Origin of the sequence: Yinghuangia sp. YIM S10712, from assembly GCF_051388935.1 — a bacterium.
Taxonomy (GTDB): domain Bacteria; phylum Actinomycetota; class Actinomycetes; order Streptomycetales; family Streptomycetaceae; genus Yinghuangia.
In genome coordinates this window covers 73,540-92,417 of the sequence record NZ_JBPKBI010000012.1, presented here as the reverse complement: position 1 = coordinate 92,417, position 18,878 = coordinate 73,540, and the positions used below count along the sequence as shown (strand labels likewise).

Below are 18,878 nucleotides of genomic sequence, written 5' to 3'. Positions count from 1 at the left end.
GGCGAACGCCCGCCTGGGGCGTTCCCCGATCCGACGGCCTTGTCACACCTACGTGGTGACAATGTCCCCCCGACGTGTACGCGACACCGTCCGTCACGGATGCGGCGCCGCGCGGGAGCGGGCGGCAGCAGGGACGAATTCCAGGTGGTTCAGGCCGACTTCGCCATCACGGAGGCCTTGGCCACCGCCCACCCCACGGCACGGAATGCCAAGGGCGGGCGCCGTGGCCTGGTTGGCACCCATGGTCCCCCGCGCCGCTCCGACCCGCCGGAGGTGTCCGCCCGACATGTCCTCGGTCGGGCGTCAGCCCACAAGGACGCTCGGTGCCGCGTCCGGAGTTTCGGACACCGGCTCGGTCTTCTCGGCGGCCGGCTCTTGTTCGTCCTTCGACGCCGAGACCGTGGTGTAGAAGACCGACCCGCCCTGCTTGTGGCGCTCGACCTGGGCCCGGGCGACGAGGTTCTCGACCGTGTTGCGCACGACAGTGGCCTTGACACCGCGGTCGGGGTGGGCCTGGGCCAGTGCGGCGGCGATTTCCGCGATGGACTTGGGTTCCGTCTGCTGCGCGAGAATGTCGCGGATGAGTTCGCCGAGCGTGGGTTGCGGAGCGGCGGGCTTGGTGGTTTTGGCGTGTCCCGCCTTCGCCTCGGCCGATCCCGACTTCTTCCCCGCCCCTGGCGCCGACGGTGCATCCTTGCCCGCGGCCTTGGTCTTGGCGGCGCCTCGTTTGCGTGCCGGGGCTGCGGCGCCGTCCCCGGCCTGGGCGGCGAGGGCCTGACGTACGGTCAGCAGAACTGCGTGGTTTCGTTGCAGCGCCTCCAACTGGCCCTCCAGCGCGGCCAGTTCATCATGTATGCGCTGCTGTTCCCTGGCATTGTGCTCCAGGTCTGCGGTGACTTGAGCGGTGTATTGGGCTTTCAGTTCCGTGGTCCCGGGCTGGAGTTCGGGCATGCGATCGCCTCTTGTCGTTCGTCCGAAGGGAGTTGGGGGCGGATCGTACCGTTACTCCGGTGTTCTCGTAAGCGCAACCCCAACCCGTCCGCGCACACTACGCGGCCCATTCGACTGCTTCAACCGCGTCGACTGCGTTGACCACCTCAACTGCGCAACCCCAGCCGCGGCCTGCGGCCCGGGCGCTCCTCGGCCGCGATGGCCTGGAAGCCGTGGAACGCGGGCACGTCGACGGTTCGGTGGCGCCCCAGGTTTTCCGAGCGCCGCCGCATGTCCGCGTAGTCGCCGGGCAATGTGGCAAAAACCCCCGGAAGTATCGCCCTGCCTCGCAGGTCCCGGAACGTCGACACCCCGGCCCACGCGAGCCACCGGGCGAGCCACCGCTCCATGCCCGACAGGTCGTAGACCCCGGCGAGGTCGAGGTTCCGCCGTTCGAACCACCGCAGACCCTTGGCCGACCGCAGCGTTTGGTGCGATAAACGAGCGACTCTACCGAAGACCCGCGGAAATGGTCTGCTGATCCCCGCGCGAGGCGAAATCGGGCATTTCCCGAATCTGAGGCCACGACCCAGCGCCCTCTCAAAAGCCGACAACCCCTGAAACCGAACCGATCGGGTCCGTTCAGGCCGTGTGAGTGCAGGCCGTGTCACGGACGGCAGTCTTTTAGCAGCATTACCGGGCACTTGCCGTTCCGTGCCGGTCCGGCTGCACCAAGCGGATAGGCGCCGCGCGGATAGTCGGGGACGACGGCACCGGACTGTTCGTTGTTCACAACGCGGCGGGACGCGACGGCGACGTTTCCCGGGTACTTCCGTCCGGGAGCCCATAAGGTCGCCGTCCGAAGTCGCGCGTTGCGGCATGTTCACCGCCCGGAAAGGCCGCGGGGAGACCTCGCCGCACTCCTGCTCGCCGCCCCCGCGCCCTCGCTGACAACCCGCGCTGCGAGCTCCGCCCGGTCGGACGGGCCGCAGAGGCGGTTGGGGCGTCGGGTGGTGCCGGTCTTCCGGGAGACACCGGTGCGGACGGGGAGCACACTCGGACAAAGGACGGTTCGTCCGCCTTCGTCGACGGCTTGTGAGGTCGAACCTCGTGCACGAAGTGCCGTTCTGGCTGTGGGGGGTTTTCGTCGCGGCGGTCTTGGGCTCGCTGACAGTCGATTTGCTCGCCCACCGGACGGCCCATGTCATCGGCTTCCGCGAGGCGGCCGCGTGGAGCTGCCTGTGGATCGGCCTGGCGCTCGCCTTCGGGGCGGCCGTTTACATCGTCGTCGGCGTCGACGCCGGGACGGAATACACCACCGCGTGGCTCCTGGAGAAGAGCCTGTCCGTCGACAACCTCTTCGTCTTCGCGCTGATCTTCGGTTACTTCCGCGTGCCGCGCGAACACCAGCATCGGGTGCTGTTTCTGGGCGTCCTGGGCGCCCTGGTCTTCCGAGGCGTCTTTCTGGCACTCGGTGTCGCGGTGGTCAGCCGCTTCGCCGCGGTGCTGTTCGTCTTCGCGGCGATTCTCGTCTACAGCGCGTACAAGGTCTTTCGCGGTGAGGAAAGCGCTTTCGATCCGGGCAAAAGCATCGCGGTCAAACTGCTGCGCAAAGTGATTCCGGTACAGGACGAATACTCCGGCCACGACTTCTTCGTCCGACACGCGGGCAAGATCGTCGCCACCCCCCTGCTCGCGGTCGTCGCCGCGATCGAGGCCGCCGACCTGGTCTTCGCCGTCGACAGCGTGCCCGCCGTGCTCGCGGTCAGCAGCGACACCTTCGTCGTCTACACCAGCAACGCGTTCGCGATCCTGGGACTGCGGGCGCTGTATTTCCTGCTCGCCGACCTGCTCGACCGGTTCCAGTACCTGAACAAAGGGCTCGGGATCATCCTCGGCTTCATCGCCGTGAAGCTGCTTCTCCAGGCCGCGCACGAGACGATCGACACCGGCGTTCCGGAGATTCCGTCGGCGCTGAGTCTCGCCGTGATCGTGGTCGTCCTCATCGTGTCGATCACGCTCAGCATCGTCCGTGCTCCGGCGCGTGACACGGAGAAACCGGAGGTCGACGAAGAGCCCGACCGAACGGAAAATTCATGAATGCCGATTTCGTAAAATCGTCATAAAATGAGGCAATGAACGACCAGGAGCGAAGAATGAGAACGGCGGACGCCAAGTACGTCTGCCCCACATGCGGACACCGCGTCGCGACGATCGCCGAGCGCCACAAGACGATGGGGGTCGCCTTCCCTGTCTGGGTGCCGGGCCCGTGCCACAACCCCGAATGCCCCGACCGCGTTCCCGAGTGGGTACACACCGATCCGCGCCGCCACGCCGGCCGCCGGTGAAACCGAAATTCCGCGCCACCCGGAAGTGACGCCGGGACACGGGAACATGCGACCAAACGCCTCCGAGGCGAAGCTTCCGAGATCTCCGGCCGTGATACCGCACGATGGTCACAACCGCTCCGGCACCTCCCCGAAACGACCGGAGCACGTGTGCGGAGGTTGCGGTGGCGGAGCACCGTTGGATCGGATACCTCGTCTGGGCACTTCTCCTCGGCGCGGTGTTCGCCTGGGAATGCGTCGGCCTGATCCGCGCGGACGACGCGGTCCCCACGTTCAGCGACGCGGTCGACGCGACCATGCGCTACCCGGCGGGACGATGGGCGCTCTTCGCGCTCTGGCTGTGGCTGGGCTGGCACACCTTCATCCGCGGCTGGCACTTCCTGCTGCGGGACATGCGATGACCGGCGACCACCTCGACACTGCGCGCCCGTGAACATCGCACTCGCGGCGGCGGGCTACTTCGTCCTCATGGCATGGCTGATGCTGACGCCACGGCTGCGAGCCCGTGCGGACCCACACACGGCCGAGCCACGGGACAAGGCCGGACGCACGGTCCCGCACGGCCGGGCCGCGTTCCTCCGTAAGGTCTTCGGCACCGCCGTCGGCGGCTACCTGCTGCTCCTCGCCGTGCTCGCGCCGTACGCCCTCACCACGAACGACCCCGTGGCGTTTCTGATCAGTTCGCTCAGTGGGCCCGCGCTGCTCATCGCGGTCACGCTGCCGGTGTTCATCGCGACGTCGTGGGCCGTCGTACGCAGACACCGGGGCCCGGGACCGGGCGAGCGCCGCGCAAAGTGACACGCACAGCGGCCGTTGGCCCCCGGCGCACACGAGCGCCGAACGCCCGCCGCGTCTCGAACGGCCCCGGCAAGCCGGGCACCGTGCTCCTCGGCCACCCCCCGCGATACGCTCCGCGCGCACTGCGCTTCCCGGGGGCATGAGCGGAAACCACCAGGAGTCCGGTGCGTTCCGGCGACGAGGCAAGGGGGCTGGGTGACACACCTGTTGACGGCGGCGGCGCTGCTGCCGGCGAAGGGCGGCGGCGGGCGGGGCGGCGGCGGTCGCCGAGGCGGGGGAGGAGGAGGGGGCGGCGGCGACGTACCGACGATCGTCGTCATCATCGTGCTTGTGGTGCTGCTGATCGTCGCGATCTGGGTTTACCTGGCCGTGCGCCGCTCCCGCGCGCGGCGCGCCAACAGCCCGGACACACCACCCAGACCCGACACCCTCGCGGTTGTACCACCGGAGTTGCACGAGAAGAACACCCGCCGCATCACGGCAACTTCGCCCGCGGCCACGCCGCCACCGACAGGCGGTACAGGGCCCGCCCGACCGGAGGTCTTCCATGTCACCGCCGGACACACCGTGGCCGTCCCGCCGCCCGGGCCGCGCGCCGACACCGACGAGCCCGCAACGACGTCCCCGGCGCCACCGGCGGCTCCCGACCTGAGCCCCACCGCCTTGCCGTTGCCCGACTCGCCCCGAACGGAACAGTGACTCCGGCCGGACACCCTCGCAGACAGGTGCCGGCTGTTCTGTGGGCAGGTCACGGCGTCTGCACGCCGTCCAAGGGCACGGGGTTCATCGCGTCGAAGTACAAGGAGTCCGTTGTGCGGTCGACGTAAAAGGCGCCCTGGTAGCGGGAGTTCGTGACGTGGACGTCGAAGGCCGCGCTGTGCATCCAACGCGCTTCCGAAGGCAGGAACCGCTCAAGTGACTTCGGGCGTCCCGTCGGCTCGGCGTGGTCGAAGCCGAATGCCGGGACACCTACGACCGCAGCCACGGACCCCTCAGGCAGGTGTGCCACTCCGACGACGCGGAGTTGCGGGTCCTGGTCCGGGAGCAGTTCGCGCCCCGAGTCGTTCGGGTTGTAGTCGAGCCAGTGCGGGTCGGACAACGGCCCGACCGCCGAGAACAGGCGCAACAGTGGCGCGACATCGGTCCGGACGCGGTTGCGTCCGGGCTCTGCCTCACCGAGGTCCGCGGCGAACCAGCCGACACCACCGACGGCGACGGCCGCCCCGCCCAACACCAGCCATCTTCGGCGGCTGATGGATCCCGATTGCGCCACGCACTCCCGCCCTCGCCGGTCCCCGGATCGGAAGCGACGCGCGAGGACGATGGGCGCATCGTACAAGCGGCACAGGCCTCGGCTGGTCTGCTCCCGGGGCGGCCCCACAGTGCCGGCCCGGCCCGTCGTGGTGCCTTGGTGGGCACCGTGGCACCACGACGAAGTACCGACGCCCCGATGGCGGTTCGCCTCTCTCGTCAGTTCTTCAGCGCCTCGGCGACCGCCTCCGCCACTGTGGTCGTCGGCCGGCCGAGGAGGGCGCGGAGGTCGCTGGTGACAGTGCCGAGCGCACCGCCGCGCGTGTGGATCTCGGCGTCGACGAGGAGGTCGACGAGGCCGGCCGGGAGGCCCGCCTCGGTCAGGATGCCCGTCAGCCTGTCGGCGTCGACGTCGGTGTAGGCGACGGGGGTGCCGCTCTGCCGGGATGCCTCGGCGGCGAGGTCGGCGAGGGTCCAGGCGGCGTCGCCGGTGAGTTCGTACGCCCTGCCCTCGTGGCCGTCCGTGGACAGGACGACCGCGGCGGCTTCGGCGAAGTCGGCGATGGAGGCGGCGGCGATGCGGCCGTCCGCGGCGGTGCCCACGATGCCTCCGCGCTCGACCGCGGCGGGCAGGCCGGCCGTGTAGTTCTCGAAATACCAGCCGTTGCGCAGGAACGTGGACGTGATGCCGGTCGCGCGGATCGCCTGCTCGGTCGCCTTGTGCACGACGGCGAGGCTCAGGGGGTTGGTGTCCGCCTCGACGATCGAGGTGTAGACGACATGACGGACTTCCGCGGCCTCGGCGGCGGCGATCGCGTTGGTGTGCTGGGCGATGCGCAGCGCGTTGTCGGGGGCGTTCGCGGAGACCAGCAGGAGCTTGTCTGCGCCGGCGAAAGCGGTGCGCAGGGTCTCGGGGCGGTCGTAGTCCCCCTCGCGGACGTCCACCCCGCGAGCGGCGAGGTCCGCGGCGCGGGCGGGGTCGCGCACCGCAACGGCGATGCCGGAGGGCGGCACGCTGCGGGCGATCAGGTGCTCGACGGCAAGGCGGCCCAGGCGTCCGGTGGCGCCGGTGATGACGATCACGGGGGTTCTCCTCGGTACGGGGTGCGGGGTGGGCGGGTGCTCGGACGTTCCGTGGGAGCGTCCCTCGCAACGAAACGATCGCACTAACTTTTGGAAAGTGCAATCTGATGGGAAGTGCTTTCGGCTCATCGGCACGGTGCAGGGGGTACCGTGGTTGGCATGGAGACGACACCGCAGCCGCCCGCAGCGACGGTGGGTGGCGACGGCCTGGAAGAGGTCGTGTTCGACGTATTCGCCCGCGGGTGTCCGTCGCGCCCGACGATGGAGCACGTCACCGGCCGCTGGGGCGGGCTCGTTCTTGTGGCCCTCGCCGACGGCGATATGCGCTTCAACGCGCTGCGTCGGCGCGTCGACGGGATCAGCGAGAAGATGCTCGCCCAGGCCCTGCACGCCCTGGAACGCGACGGCCTGGTGGTGCGCGAGGTGCGCCGGACGATCCCGCCGAACGTCGAGTATCGGCTCACTTCGTTCGGCCGCGGCGTCGTCGAACGCCTCAGCGCACTCATCGAGTTCATCGAAGGCAACATGGCCGAGGTGCTGGCCGCCCAAGAGGCGTACGACGCGGCGAAGGCGGCGTCACAGGACTGACGCGTGGTGCGCCGCGGGCGGTGCCGGTCGGTAGCGAAGTGGGCGGCGGCGGGGTGCGTTCGGCCGCTCTGGCCCGAAGGCCCGCGACCGGTCAGAGGACGTCGTACGTCAGGTGTGTCGCGGTCGTTGTCGAGGTCACCTCCCGCTGGACCAGCGTGCGCGGCTTCGCGTCGGTGAACAGTGGCGTCCCGGCGCCCAGCACGACGGGCGCGAGGTGCAGCGTCAGCGTGTCGACGAGCCCCGCGTCCAGCGCCGAGCCGACGGTGGCACCGCCGCCCATGATGAACACGTCGAGGTCCTTGCCGCTGTGCGACGAGGCCGCCTCGGCGCGGTCGCGCGCGGCGGTGACCGCGTCGGGCAAGCCGGTTGTGTCGCTCTTTTCGTGCCCCAGGCCGCTCGTCCTGCCTCATGGACGCGTCTCGTCCGTCGCGTCCTTCTGCCGAGTACGCCCGATGAAGTCGACAATCAGCGACCCTGCCCGGGCTGAGTGGGTCTCCAGCATCAAGTGCCCGGCATCGAGAATGTGGGCTTCCATCCTCGGCAGGTCCCGCATCCACGACAGGGTCTCGGCGAGATCGAAAAACGCGTCGTGCCGCCCCCAGAGCATCAGAGATGACGGTTGCCAACGCGCCAGATAACCGGCGATTGCGTCGAACCGGGCGACGTGGTGAGCGTAGTCCCTGACGAGCGCCCGCTGGGTGTGCATCCGGCCCGGCAGGCGCATCACGCGCCAGTCATCCTCCCAGCGCTCGGCCGGAATTCGCGCCGCCACGTCCGGTGGGACATCGGCGATGTACTGGGCACGCGTCCCCTCCAGGGTCAGGTGGGCGGTCGCCGCTGCCTCGTTCTCGGGGCTCGGGTCCGACCAATACGCCATTGTCGCGGCCCATTGGGGCCCGAATCCGGTGCGATGAGCATTGGCGTTCTGAATGATCAGGCCCAGCACCTGCTCCGGCGCCTGCATGGCGATGTGGAAACCCACGGGAGCACCGAAGTCGTGAAGGTAGATGTAGCGCGCGCCGATCGCGAGTCGGTCCAGCAGTTCCGAGACCGCGTGGCCGAAGGCGGTGAACGAGGGCGCGGGAAGGACGTCGGAGTCGCCGAATCCCGGCAGATCGGGCGCCACCACGTAGGCGACCTGCGACAACTCGGGCATGATCGCGTCGAACATCCGCGCGGAATTGGGGAACCCGTGCAGCAGCAGTACGGCGGGCCGGGACGCGTCGCCCGCCGTGGCGAAGGCCATTTCCCTGCCATGGGACAGGCGAACTCGGTGCCGGGACGTCGGGATCATATGGGCCTCCTCGGTCTTCGGTCGCCCGCGGGTTCCTCTGCTGGGGCGATCTGACCCATGGCCGCGCGATGAAACACCCGCGCAGGTGTGTTCCGGCCTGCGAGACCGGCGCGTCGAGCCGCTTGCCGGATGCGACGGCGGTGACCGTGCCGCCGATGGCAGAACGCGCCCGCCGGCCGTGTCACGCCGACGATCGGTCGAGGTTGGCGGCCACGGTGTCGAGGACCCAGTTGAGGCCGGTCGCGAAGGACTCCTCGGCGGTGACCTCCGTGCCGTCGTACACCGCCTTGGCCAGCGCCGGGTAGCGGCCGGTGGCGAGCATCCGCGTCAGGTACGGGCCGGACGCGCGCTGCCAGTCGCGCTTGGACAGGCCAGTGGCGCGCTCGGCACGCACGTTCGCGATCTCGCGCCTGATCGCGCCGGTGGAGTAGGCGTTGACGGTTTCCACGGCGCGCATGACGGTGTCGATGTCGGCGAGGCCGTCGAGGGCGGCCAGCGTCGCCTCGCCCACGGCGAGCGCGTTCGGGCCCAGACTCGGACGGCCGCCGAGCAGGTCGGCCAGCCATTCGTGGCGGAGAGCGGCCAGCCTGGTGCGGTGGGCGAGCAGGCCCAGCGCCTCCCGCCACTCACCGGGCCGCTCCTCGGGGAGGATCTCGGCGTGGACCTCGTCCACCATGAGGTCGAACAGCTCCTCCTTGGTGGAGATGTATCCGTACAGCCGCATCGGGCCGACCTCCAGCCGGGCGGCGACCTTGCGCAACGACACCGCCTCCAGCCCGCCCTCGTCGGCGAGCGCGATGGCGGCGGCGACGATCCGCTCCCGGTCGAGGGGCACGGGGCGAGTCGGTGGCTCAGGCCGGTCCCAGACAGTCATGGCTCCATCGTACTGATTGCGATACGCCGTACAGGGGCGATACAGTGTATCGATATGAGACACCGTATCGCCGTGGTCGGTGGCGGTCCCGCCGGCCTGGCCTTCGCCCGCGTCATGCACCGCCACGACTGCCCCGTCGCCGTCCTCGAACGCGATTCCTCCCCCGACGCCCGTCCCCCGGGCGGCACGTTGGACCTGCACCAAGGGCTGGGTCAGCTCGCGCTGGACAAGGCGGGGCTGTCGGCGGAGTTCGAGGCGCTGTCGCGTCCCGAGGGGCAGGCCATGCGCATCCTGGACACGGACGGGACCGTGCTCCGCGACTGGCAACCTCGCCCGGGTGACCGGGCCAATCCCGAAATCGACCGGGGGCAACTCCGTGACCTGTTGCTCGGCCCCCTCGAAGTTCAGTGGGGGAGAAGTGTGACGGAGGTGGTGCCGGGGACAGCCGACGGGGTACTCGTCCACTTCGCGGACGGGCGACGCGAGACATTCGACCTCGTGGTCGGCGCGGACGGCGCCTGGTCCCGGGTCCGCCCGGCAGCCTCGTCCGCGACACCGCACTACACCGGCGTCACCATGGTCGAGACCTCCCTCGACGACGTCGACAACCGCCACCCCCACCTCGCCCGGCTGATCGGCGACGGTTCCGTGGCTGTGTACGGCATGAACCGCGCGCTCGTCGCCCAGCGCAACAGCGGCGGCCACGTCAAGGTGTACGCCCAGTTCCGCGCACCGCTGGACTGGCACACGGACCTGGACCGGCACATGGGCCTGAGCGGGCGCGCAGCCCTGGACCTGGCCGACGCCGAGGCCGTGCGATCAAGCCTGCTGGACCTGTTCGACGGCTGGGCCGCCCCCGTCCTCGACCTCCTCCGCCACGGCACCGCCTTCGTCCACCGCCCCCTCCATGCCCTGCCCGTGTCGCACACCTGGGCCCACGTCCCCGGCGTGACGCTGCTGGGCGACGCCGCCCACCTGATGCCGCCCTTGGGGGCGGGTGCGAACCTCGCGATGCTGGAGGGCGCCGAACTCGCCGAGACCATCGCCGCGGGCCCCGAAGACCTGGACGAGGCCGTCCGGGCCTTCGAGGAAAAGATGTGGGCACGGGCCTCAAGGTGGGCCGCGATGACGACGGCCGGCCTTGAACGACTCGTGAGCTCGGACCCCACCCAAGCCCTCGCCCTCTTCGACGAGGTTCAGCCGTCCTGACCGCCGAGCGCGCTCGTGCGCGGCATGCTCACCGCCGCGCGGCGTACATGACCCCGTGCTGCGGCTGATCGGCTGCTGACGCGGCGAATCATGTGCACGGCCTTCCGGGGGCCGTGCTCCCGCGTCAGCGGCGCATGAGTGCGCTGCGGGCCGGGGCGATCAGGTCGAGCACCGTGCGGCCGTCGGCGAACTCACCCAGCGCGGTCATGATCCACACCGGTCCTTGGCGGACGAGTTTGCACATCAGTACAGCAGTGCGTGGCTGCGTCCCCGAGAGCTCGAAGCGCACCAGTTCGGTGTTGGTCGGGTCGTCGACGAGCCGGCAGAACGCCCGGGAGATCCTGGTCAATTTCTGGCCGCGGTACGAAGTGACGGTGAACACGAGCGCATGGACATCCGCAGGCATGCGGTCCAGGTGCACGCTGATCACCTCGTCGTCCCCCGCTCCCGCGCCGGTGAGGTTGTCGCCGGAGTGCGCGATCGCGCCGTGGAACGCATGCAGGTGCGCGAAGAACACGATGTCGACCGTCCCGCCCCACGCGTCGAACGCCACGCAGGATGCGTCGAGGTCGATTGCGGATCGGAACCGGGCAGGGTCCCAACCGAGCCCCATGCGGAAGCGCGTGAACGGTATGCCGCTCCTGTTGCCGAGCATTACCGACTGGTTCGCACTGAGTATGACAAGGCCCTTGTCGAGGCTCACCGGTGCAGACGACGACGGCGGCGGTGACGTGGGCGGCGGTGATGTGGGCCGCGGAGGCAAACGGGGGGTCGGCTGCGGTGTGTCGTCGATCGGGACGCCGAAGTCGGCGGCGATTCCGGCGAGTCCGTTCGCGTATCCCTGGCCCACCGCGCGCACCTTCCAAGCCGGTCCGCGGCGGTAGATCTCAAGGAGCAGCACCGCAGTCTCGGCGGCCAGGCCCGTGGGCTTGAAGCCGGAGAGTTCGCGACCGGACGCCGCGTCGCGCACAACGGCCGTCGGTGTGCCTACATGGCCTGTCGTCTGCGTGCCGGGGCGGTCGAGATTGACCGCCACCACGATCCGGTCGACGGCGGCGGGGACGGCGGACGTGTCGATGCGTACCGCCGCCGACGCGCCTGCCGGGCCCGGCTCAAGGCGCACGCCTGGGCTCTTCGGCCGGTGCCGGGAGACGACGTCGGCATCGGAACGGACGGCGCCTGTCGCGTCGACCAGCAGAGCGCACACGTCCATGGGCGCCTCACCGGTGACCTCCACGACCACCAAGAGCGCGTCCAACGAACAATTCCCACCTTTGGCGAGCCTCAACGACACGGGCCCCTCCCCCTGTTCGCGTCGGCGCGGGCCCGACGTCCGCCACGGCCATATGGGGGTGGAACGCAGCGAGACTTTCGGGGAATCGGGCCGACACTCACAGTGTGGATACACCAACACCCTTGATGCACCTGGGAGTTCCCTCAGCCTTTCGGCACGCTCGGGTCGTGTTCGTCTGCCTGTGAGGGTGGTGGGATCCAAGGCTGAAGGACGGCGGTCGTCACGGAACCAGCACGACCCATGTTCTGCCGGGCTGAAGCGTCATCGGGGAGCCGTCGAGCGAGTAACTCGTCGGGGATGTGTCCGTCGGTTTGCTCCATGTGCAGTGGTAGACAACACCGTTCCGGTATATGTCGGCCTCGCCGCTGCCGGTCGTCTGGCTGAAGACCGCATTTTCGTCGTTTTTGTCGGCGAACCGGCCGGGCACGATGTCGACATGCTGCACAATGACATTTGTGGCGGTAACACGTTGTGTGCCATCGGTTACGGCCGCGCGCCCGTCTGTCGACACCAGGTAGTTCGACCCGTCCCATGAGAAGCCGAACGAAGCCGCAGGCATTCTGAGGACGAACGAATCCGAAGGCGTAGCGCCGGGCGGCATGTTCGCCGCATCCGCGAAGCGCAGCCCGATGTCGGGCGCGACAACGGCGCCGGGGAATGCGGCGAAGACATCGGCGGGGCTGATGAACGTCGGGCTTGAACCGCCGTTCGAGAATCCGTCGTACGTGGACGGTGTCACATTGAAGACGTTCGCTTTCGCAAGGTCGGGCAGGAAGCGGCCGGCCGCACCGGAGTACGCGAAGGCCACCTTGCCGTAGCCGGCCAGGATCGGCAGGTCGGTCTCCCGCGCGCTGCGGACAGGCCCCGTCGACGCCGGGGCGTTGTTGCTGTCGTAGACCGCCATGAGGCGCGAGAGTCCGCCCTCGACCTGTATGGCGTAGACGATGTCCGCCGAGTTCAGGCCGGCGTGCCGCGCCTGCGTGGCCGCACCCACATTGTCGATCTTGACGGCCAGGACCTTGCCTGCGGGTCTGGTGTCGCCCGTGAGCGGATTGGGCGAGGCCTGCGGGCCTTCCGAGGGCCCGGCCGCCGGGTTGGCGGGGGCGTCGGCCTCCCGGGCGCCACTTCCCCCACTGCTCAGGGAGACACCGAGTATGGCGACGCCGGCCACAAGCAACGCCAACCCTGCGGCGGCGGCAACCTTGAATCGTTTGTCGAGGCCGCGGAACCAGCGGCGAAAGTCGACGAGCCACCGCCGGAAACCGCCGGTCTCCCGTATTTCTGATGGGTTTTCGCTGTGTGTCATCTCAGCTGCTCTGCGTCATCCATGAACGCCGTTTTGCCGTGTTCACGCTTTGACGCATCCACCACCCGAATATACGTGGCCGTTTGCCGGCACCCGTGGGTCACCGATCGCCACGCATCGTCACGTCACAACGCGTTCTGATGAACTCATTGTTCACCTTTCGCGAGGGTGGCGTGAAATTCGTGTGCGGGCACGCCCATGCGCGCTGCGACGGTGCCCCGTGCGCCGGCGCCGGCCCCTGCGGGGGAGCAGCCACGGACCGGGCGGGGCGACGCGGCGATACATGGGCCGTACCGGACGGGGTAGGGCGAGCGGTCAGCGATGGGCCGTACCAACCACGGCCTGCCCGACCGAACGAAGGAAGCGCCGCTGTGACCAGTCCCTCGCAGGAACGCCCCGCGCCCCGGCAGGACCAGACTCCGCCCGGGGAAACCGGTGCCATGGAACCCGAGCCGCGCGACGAGATGCGTGGCTACCGGGGCAGCGGCCTGCTCGAAGGGCGGCGGGCGCTGATCACCGGAGGCGATTCCGGCATCGGCCGGGCGGTGGCCGTGGCGTTCGCCAAAGAGGGCGCGGATGTCGCCATCGCGTATCTCGGCGAGCAGGGCGAGACCGACGACGCCGACCACACCACCGCGCTGGTCCGCGGCGAAGGGCGCCGCTGCGAGGCGTACCGTGCGGACCTGTCCCGGGAGGCCGAATGCCGCTCCGTCGTGGCCCGGACCGCCGCCGACCTGGGAGGCATCGACATCCTCGTCAACAACTGCGGGTACCAGAACCCGGTCGACGACCTGTCCGAACTGTCCTCCGAACAATGGGAGTACACGTTCCGCGTCAACATCCACAGTTTCTTCTGGACCACACACGCCGCCCTGGAGCACCTCGGCGACGGCTCGGCCGTCATCAACACCTCGTCGGTCAACGGCCTGCGCGGCAACAAGACGCTGATCGACTACTCGGCGACCAAGGGCGCGATCCTCGCCTTCACGTACGCGCTCGCGCAGTCGCTGATGGACCGCGGCATCCGCGTCAACTGCGTGGCACCCGGACCCGTGTGGACGCCGCTGATCCCCGCCACGTTCCCGCCCGAGCGGGTCGAGGACTTCGGCAAGCAGGCGCCGATGGGCCGGGCGGCGCACCCCGACGAAATCGCGCCGTCGTACGTCTTCTTCGCCGCTGGACGCCTGTCGAGTTACTACTCCGGCGAAGTGCTCGCGCCTCTCGGCGGCGAAACGATGCCGGGCTGAACCACGGCCTCCCTGTGCCTTCCCGCCCGACTGCGCGCAACCGCGTCCCGCGCGAGGCGCGATACGGCGGGCAGGTCGCGAGACGCATACGGAGGCCAGGCAGCCTCGCGCACGGGCAGCACCGGCGCGCGGCCGGGGATTCACGACGCGGGGGAGGCCACCTCTCGTCCGCCGCGTGGCGACCTGCGCAACCGGCGGGCGCCTACTGCGATTTCAGTAGTCGGTCATGTGGTTCCTGTAGGTCGCGGTGTCCGTAGCCGTATGACGACGGGCCGGGGTCTCCCGGGCGAGCCTTGAGCGGTCATCGCCTGTGGATATGGAGACCCTGACGTGGCGAGTTTTCTGTATCGGCTCGGTCGCGGCGCTTTTCGGCGCCGCGGCTGGGTCGTCGTGGTGTGGCTGGGGGTGCTGGCCGCGGTCGCCGTGGGCGCCGCGCGGGCCCCGGGGGCCTCGGACGAGGAGTTCTCGATGCCGGGGATCGAATCGCAGAAGGCGTTCGATCTCATGGAGGAGCGCTTCCCCGGAGCGGCCGCGGACGGCGCCACCGCCCGGGTCGTCTTCGTCGCCCCGGACGGGCGGAAGGTGACCGCGGGCGACCTGCGGAACGCCGTCGAGGACGCGGTGGGCTCGCTGAGCACCGGCCCGCACGTGGCCGGTGTCGCGGACCCGTTCGAGTCGGGGGCCGTCAGCGAGGACGGGTCGACGGCGTACGCGACCGTCACCTACAAGGTGGAATCCTCCGAGGTCACCGACGTCGACCGGGCCGCGGTGGACCAGGCGGTGGACCGGGCGCGGGCGGCGGGGCTGACGGTGGAGACCGGCGGGTCGGCGATGGACGGTGACGGTGGGCCCGGCGGGGTCGCGGAGATCGTCGGCATCGCGGCGGCGGCCGTCGTGCTGCTGGTCACCTTCGGGTCGCTCGCGGCCGCGGGCCTGCCGCTGCTGACCGCGGTCGTGGGTGTGGCCGTGAGCCTGTTCGGGATCATGCTGCTGGCGGGCCCGCTGGGCCTCTCCTCCGACACGCTCACGCTCGGGATGATGCTGGGCCTGGCGGTCGGCATCGACTACGCCCTGTTCGTGGTGTCCCGCTACCGGGAGGAGCGCGGGCGCGGCCGGGCACCGCAGGACGCGGCCGGTGCGGCGGTGGGCACCGCCGGGTCGGCGGTCGTGTTCGCCGGGGGCACAGTCGTGATCGCGCTGGCGGGCCTGTCGGTGGTCGGGATTCCGACGCTGACGAAGATGGGCCTGGCCGCCGCAGGGGCTGTCGCGATCGCCGTAGTGGTCGCGCTGACCGTCGTCCCCGCGCTGCTGGGCTTTTGGCCCGAGGCGGTGCTGGCGCGCCGCGCGCGCAGGGGCGGGGCCCGCGACCGCACCGCCGGGCTCCGCGACCCCGCAGCAAGCGGGCGGGACAACCTCGGCACGCGCTGGGCTCGTTTCGTGCTGCGTCGTCCGGTGGCCGTGCTGGTCCTCGGCGTCGTGGGCCTGGGCGCGTTGGCCCTGCCGACGGCGTCGCTGCAACTGGGCATGCCGGGCGACGAAGCCAAGTCCACCGCCACCACCGAGCGGCGGGCCTACGACGCGCTCGCCGAGGGCTTCGGCCCCGGCTTCAACGGACCGCTGACCATCGTCGTGGACGCGGGGGAAGCGGCCGACCCGCAGGCCGCGGTACGCACCATCAGCGACCACGTCGGCGTCACGGACGGCATCGTGTCGGTCTCGCAGGCCGACTTCAACGACGTCGGCGACACGGCGGTGTTCCGGGCCACCCCGTCGACCGGGCCCACCGACGAGAAGACCAAGGAGCTCGTGGAGGCGATCCGCCGCGACCGTCCGGCCGTGGAGGAGCAGGCTTCCGCGACGTTCGAGGTCACCGGCACGACCGCGCTGAACATCGACGTCGCGTCCAAGGTGCAGTCCGCGCTGGTGCCGTATCTGGCCGTGGTGGGCGGCTTGGCGGTGGTGCTGCTGCTGGTGGTCTTCCGCTCCGTACTGGTGCCGGTCAAGGCGGCCCTGGGCTTCGTCCTCTCGGTGCTGGCGGCGCTGGGTGTCCTGGTGCTGGTCTTCCAGGAAGGACATGCCGCCGAGCTGTTCGGGGTGGAGCAGACCGGGCCGGTCATGAGCCTCATGCCGATCTTCATGATGGGCATCGTCTTCGGACTGGCCATGGACTACGAGGTCTTCCTGGTCTCCCGGATGCGGGAGGCGTACACCCGCGGGGAGGCGGCGGATCAGGCGGTCGTGTCCGGGTTCCGGCACAGCGCCCGGGTCGTGACGGCCGCCGCGCTCATCATGGCCGCGGTTTTCTCCGGGTTCATCGGCGAACAGGGCTCGCTGATCAAGATGCTCGGGTTCGGCCTGGCCGCCGCGGTGCTGTTCGACGCCTTCGTGGTCCGCATGGCGATCGTGCCCGCCGTCCTGGCGCTGCTCGGCGACCGGGCATGGTGGCTGCCGGCGTGGCTGGGCCGCGTCCTGCCCCGCGTCGACGTGGAAGGCGAGGCACTCGGCCACACGCGGCCCGGCAACCCCGACCCCGATCAGGACGGGCCGGTCAAGGCACACGTGTGACCGGCACCGCCCGCGGAACCGGACCGCCCGAGCAAGGCGTCTCGGGCGGTCCGCGCACCCGCCCACGTCCCCATCGGGGACCATGGACCCCGGCACGCCCCCTGTGGAGAGCACGATGACCGGCAACCTCGAACGGTACGCGGACCGCCACGCCCGGGCCGCGGACGCGGTGACGGCAGTGGCGCTGTGCGTCTGCGCGCTCTTCGGGACCCAGATCAGCACATCCGAGTCCTCGCCGCCGCAAGCCCTGTGGCCCGTCCTGACGTTCGCCGTCGCGCCCAACGCGGCCATCCTGGCCTCCCGCAGCCATCCGCGCTCCGCCCTCGCGTTCACCGCCGGCGCGGCCGCCGTGCTGACCGGCCTCGGCTACCTGCCCAGTCCACTGCTGCTGGCACCGGTCATGGCCGCGTTGTACTGGCTTGCCGCGCTCACCGACTCGCGGACCACCAACATTTACGGCTCGGCGACCCTGGCGATCCTGGTCGCCACCTCGCTGGCGGGAGAGCCGCTCGGCGACGACTTCATCCTGCGGACCCTCGGCACGGTGCTGTGGCTGCTGCTGCCGGTGTCCCTGGGCGGCAGGAGCCGCTTCCGGCGCGCCTACGTCGAATCCGTGCAAGCGCGCGCCGCGTACGCCGAACGCACCCGGGAGGAGGAAGCCCGGCTCCGCGTCGCCCAGGAACGCATGCGCATCGCCCGGGAACTCCACGACGCCGTCGCCCACCACATGGCCGTCGCGCACGCCCAGGCCGGCACCGCCGCCCACCTCGCCGCCACCCGACCCGAGCAGACCCGCCAGATCCTCGCCGACCTCGTCGGCACCACCACCTCCGCGCTCCTGGAACTGCGCGCGACGGTGGGCGTGCTGCGCGAGACCGCCGATCAGGACGCCGACCCGCTCGAACCCACCCCGGGCCTGGACCGCCTGCCCGAGCTGGTCGCGGCCTGCGAATCGGCAGGCCTGGCCGTCACCGTCGCCACCGAAGGAGAGGCGCGGCCCCTGTCCCCGGGAGTCGACCTGACCGCGTACCGGATCATCCAGGAAGCCCTGACCAACGCCACCAAACACGCGCCCGACCACGCCGCCCGGGTCCGGCTCCGCTACGACGGCTCGCGCCTGTTCGTCACCGTCACCAACGACGGCCCGGCCGACGGCGCGGCCGCCCCGCCCGCCCCCGGAGGTGTCCCCGGAGGCGGATACGGGCTGATGGGCATGCGTGAACGCGCCCACTCCATCGGCGGCGACCTGCAAGCCGCCCCCCGGCCCGAGGGCGGCTTCGAAGTGGCCGCCGACCTCCCCTTCCAGCCCCGCACCCCGGCGGACGCCCCGGCCCGACAACGACACGAGGACACCCGTTGACCATCCGCGTCCTGCTCGCCGACGACCAGGCCCTGCTGCGCGGCACCTTCCGGCTCCTGATCGACTCCTGCGACGACATGGAGGTCGTCGGCGAGGCCGCCGACGGCCACCAGGCCGTCGAACTCGCCCGCGCGCACCGGCCCCACGTCGTCCTCATGGACATCCGCATGCCCGGCGCCGACGGCCTCGCCGCCACCGCCGCCATCTGCGAGGACCCCGGCCTCGCCGACACCCGCGTCCTCATCCTCACCATGTTCGAGACCGAGGAATACGTCGCCCAGGCACTGCGCGTGGGGGCCAGCGGCTTCCTCGGCAAATACGTCACCACGGACGCGCTTCTGGACGGAATTCGCACGGTCGCCGCAGGCGAGGCACTCCTGTCCCCGGGCGCCACGCAGGCCCTGATCACCCGGTTCCTCACCACCCCCGCGTCCGGACCGCCCCTCACCGCCGTCGAACGCCTTGCCGACCTCACACCCCGCGAGCAGGAGGTCACCGTCCTGGCGGCCCACGGCAAGTCCAACGACGAGATCGCCGACGAACTCGTCCTGAGCGTCCTGACCGTCCGCACCCACATCCAACGCGCCATGACCAAACTCGGCGCCCGCGACCGCGCCCAACTCGTCGTCATCGCCTACCAGAACGGCCTCGTACGCCCCGAACCACCCCGCCTGTGACCGAGGCCGTCGCGGACCCACGCCCGGCCGGGCGAAATCAGGGTTGTCCCCGAG

General features: G+C 70.3%; 19 protein-coding genes and 1 pseudogene. 11 read left to right on the top strand and 9 right to left on the bottom strand.

Annotation, left to right across the window (positions count from 1 at the left end):
• Positions 1–303: 303 nt before the first annotated feature.
• Positions 304–951: a hypothetical protein gene (locus ACRX5W_RS22760; RefSeq protein ID WP_436790110.1), complete on the bottom strand. Its 648-nt coding sequence runs from the start codon at positions 949–951 to the stop codon at positions 304–306.
• 146 nt (positions 952–1,097) lie between these two features.
• Positions 1,098–1,340 carry a hypothetical protein gene (locus ACRX5W_RS22755; RefSeq protein ID WP_436790109.1) on the bottom strand — a complete coding sequence of 81 codons (243 nt, stop codon included), beginning with the start codon at positions 1,338–1,340 and terminating at the stop codon, positions 1,098–1,100.
• A 700-nt stretch (positions 1,341–2,040) separates the two neighbouring features.
• Between ACRX5W_RS22755 and ACRX5W_RS22750 the strand changes: the two genes are divergently transcribed.
• The 5 genes from ACRX5W_RS22750 (at position 2,041) to ACRX5W_RS22730 (ending at position 4,775) form a co-directional block, all read left to right on the top strand.
• Positions 2,041–3,030: a TerC family protein gene (locus ACRX5W_RS22750; protein ID WP_436790108.1), complete on the top strand. Its 990-nt coding sequence runs from the start codon at positions 2,041–2,043 to the stop codon at positions 3,028–3,030.
• 56 nt (positions 3,031–3,086) lie between these two features.
• Entirely contained in the window at positions 3,087–3,278 is a 192-nt protein-coding gene (locus tag ACRX5W_RS22745) for a hypothetical protein (protein WP_436790107.1), read from the top strand.
• A 164-nt stretch (positions 3,279–3,442) separates the two neighbouring features.
• A complete protein-coding gene (locus ACRX5W_RS22740; protein ID WP_436790106.1) occupies positions 3,443–3,679 on the top strand; it encodes a DUF6186 family protein in 237 nt (78 codons plus the stop codon).
• Positions 3,680–3,707: 28 nt separating this feature from the next.
• The gene (locus tag ACRX5W_RS22735; RefSeq protein ID WP_436790105.1) at positions 3,708–4,076 is read left to right on the top strand and encodes a DUF6256 family protein; all 369 of its coding nucleotides are present in this window, start codon (positions 3,708–3,710) and stop codon (positions 4,074–4,076) included.
• Between the two features lie 195 nt (positions 4,077–4,271).
• The gene (locus tag ACRX5W_RS22730; protein ID WP_436790104.1) at positions 4,272–4,775 is read left to right on the top strand and encodes a hypothetical protein; all 504 of its coding nucleotides are present in this window, start codon (positions 4,272–4,274) and stop codon (positions 4,773–4,775) included.
• A gap of 49 nt (positions 4,776–4,824) precedes the next feature.
• Here ACRX5W_RS22730 and ACRX5W_RS22725 read toward each other — a convergent pair whose 3' ends face one another.
• Together ACRX5W_RS22725 and ACRX5W_RS22720 are read right to left on the bottom strand one after the other, a co-directional pair.
• The gene (locus ACRX5W_RS22725; protein ID WP_436790103.1) at positions 4,825–5,349 is read right to left on the bottom strand and encodes a hypothetical protein; all 525 of its coding nucleotides are present in this window, start codon (positions 5,347–5,349) and stop codon (positions 4,825–4,827) included.
• 197 nt (positions 5,350–5,546) lie between these two features.
• Positions 5,547–6,410 (bottom strand): SDR family oxidoreductase, encoded by an 864-nt coding sequence (locus ACRX5W_RS22720; RefSeq protein ID WP_436790102.1) that lies wholly within the window; start codon positions 6,408–6,410, stop codon positions 5,547–5,549.
• A gap of 159 nt (positions 6,411–6,569) precedes the next feature.
• On the opposite strand from ACRX5W_RS22720, the gene ACRX5W_RS22715 reads away from it, so the two are divergent.
• Complete coding sequence (locus tag ACRX5W_RS22715) at positions 6,570–6,998, top strand: winged helix-turn-helix transcriptional regulator (protein ID WP_436790101.1); 429 nt, start codon at positions 6,570–6,572, stop codon at positions 6,996–6,998.
• 91 nt (positions 6,999–7,089) lie between these two features.
• Here the strand turns inward: ACRX5W_RS22715 and ACRX5W_RS22710 are convergent.
• The 3 genes and pseudogenes from ACRX5W_RS22710 to ACRX5W_RS22700 form a co-directional block, all read right to left on the bottom strand.
• Positions 7,090–7,368, bottom strand: a pseudogene (locus ACRX5W_RS22710) (dihydrofolate reductase family protein); the annotation flags it as partial.
• 36 nt (positions 7,369–7,404) lie between these two features.
• Positions 7,405–8,292: an alpha/beta fold hydrolase gene (locus ACRX5W_RS22705; protein ID WP_436790100.1), complete on the bottom strand. Its 888-nt coding sequence runs from the start codon at positions 8,290–8,292 to the stop codon at positions 7,405–7,407.
• A 181-nt stretch (positions 8,293–8,473) separates the two neighbouring features.
• Positions 8,474–9,166, bottom strand: coding sequence for a TetR/AcrR family transcriptional regulator (locus ACRX5W_RS22700; RefSeq protein WP_436790099.1), 693 nt, complete (start codon positions 9,164–9,166; stop codon positions 8,474–8,476).
• 54 nt (positions 9,167–9,220) lie between these two features.
• On the opposite strand from ACRX5W_RS22700, the gene ACRX5W_RS22695 reads away from it, so the two are divergent.
• Positions 9,221–10,375 (top strand): FAD-dependent oxidoreductase, encoded by a 1,155-nt coding sequence (locus ACRX5W_RS22695; protein ID WP_436790098.1) that lies wholly within the window; start codon positions 9,221–9,223, stop codon positions 10,373–10,375.
• Positions 10,376–10,499: 124 nt separating this feature from the next.
• Here ACRX5W_RS22695 and ACRX5W_RS22690 read toward each other — a convergent pair whose 3' ends face one another.
• Both ACRX5W_RS22690 and ACRX5W_RS22685 read right to left on the bottom strand, forming a co-directional pair.
• On the bottom strand, positions 10,500–11,669 hold the full coding sequence (locus tag ACRX5W_RS22690) for a TerD family protein (protein ID WP_436790097.1): 1,170 nt from the start codon (positions 11,667–11,669) through the stop codon (positions 10,500–10,502).
• A 220-nt stretch (positions 11,670–11,889) separates the two neighbouring features.
• Positions 11,890–12,975: a DUF3048 domain-containing protein gene (locus ACRX5W_RS22685; RefSeq protein WP_436790096.1), complete on the bottom strand. Its 1,086-nt coding sequence runs from the start codon at positions 12,973–12,975 to the stop codon at positions 11,890–11,892.
• Between the two features lie 371 nt (positions 12,976–13,346).
• Between ACRX5W_RS22685 and ACRX5W_RS22680 the strand changes: the two genes are divergently transcribed.
• From ACRX5W_RS22680 to ACRX5W_RS22665, 4 genes are all read left to right on the top strand, one after another.
• Positions 13,347–14,222 carry an SDR family oxidoreductase gene (locus tag ACRX5W_RS22680; protein WP_436790095.1) on the top strand — a complete coding sequence of 292 codons (876 nt, stop codon included), beginning with the start codon at positions 13,347–13,349 and terminating at the stop codon, positions 14,220–14,222.
• Positions 14,223–14,552: 330 nt separating this feature from the next.
• Positions 14,553–16,787, top strand: coding sequence for an MMPL family transporter (locus ACRX5W_RS22675; RefSeq protein ID WP_436790094.1), 2,235 nt, complete (start codon positions 14,553–14,555; stop codon positions 16,785–16,787).
• Between the two features lie 115 nt (positions 16,788–16,902).
• Positions 16,903–18,147, top strand: a complete 1,245-nt coding sequence (locus ACRX5W_RS22670; RefSeq protein ID WP_436790093.1) for a sensor histidine kinase — start codon at positions 16,903–16,905, stop codon at positions 18,145–18,147.
• Positions 18,144–18,824 carry a response regulator transcription factor gene (locus ACRX5W_RS22665; RefSeq protein ID WP_436790092.1) on the top strand — a complete coding sequence of 227 codons (681 nt, stop codon included), beginning with the start codon at positions 18,144–18,146 and terminating at the stop codon, positions 18,822–18,824. The genes ACRX5W_RS22670 and ACRX5W_RS22665 overlap by 4 nt, the downstream gene beginning before the upstream one ends.
• Positions 18,825–18,878: the final 54 nt, after the last annotated feature.

Bases quoted from the DNA above. Each gene is read 5' to 3' on its own strand.
- ACRX5W_RS22760 (WP_436790110.1), bottom strand. From the start codon at position 951: ATGCCCGAACTCCAGCCCGGGACCACGGAACTGAAAGCCCAATACACC.
- ACRX5W_RS22670 (WP_436790093.1), top strand. From the start codon at position 16,903: ATGACCGGCAACCTCGAACGGTACGCGGACCGCCACGCCCGGGCCGCG.
- ACRX5W_RS22685 (WP_436790096.1), bottom strand. From the start codon at position 12,975: ATGACACACAGCGAAAACCCATCAGAAATACGGGAGACCGGCGGTTTC.
- ACRX5W_RS22700 (WP_436790099.1), bottom strand. From the start codon at position 9,166: ATGACTGTCTGGGACCGGCCTGAGCCACCGACTCGCCCCGTGCCCCTC.
- ACRX5W_RS22705 (WP_436790100.1), bottom strand. From the start codon at position 8,292: ATGATCCCGACGTCCCGGCACCGAGTTCGCCTGTCCCATGGCAGGGAA.
- ACRX5W_RS22715 (WP_436790101.1), top strand. From the start codon at position 6,570: ATGGAGACGACACCGCAGCCGCCCGCAGCGACGGTGGGTGGCGACGGC.
- ACRX5W_RS22695 (WP_436790098.1), top strand. From the start codon at position 9,221: ATGAGACACCGTATCGCCGTGGTCGGTGGCGGTCCCGCCGGCCTGGCC.
- ACRX5W_RS22745 (WP_436790107.1), top strand. From the start codon at position 3,087: ATGAGAACGGCGGACGCCAAGTACGTCTGCCCCACATGCGGACACCGC.
- ACRX5W_RS22755 (WP_436790109.1), bottom strand. From the start codon at position 1,340: ATGGAGCGGTGGCTCGCCCGGTGGCTCGCGTGGGCCGGGGTGTCGACG.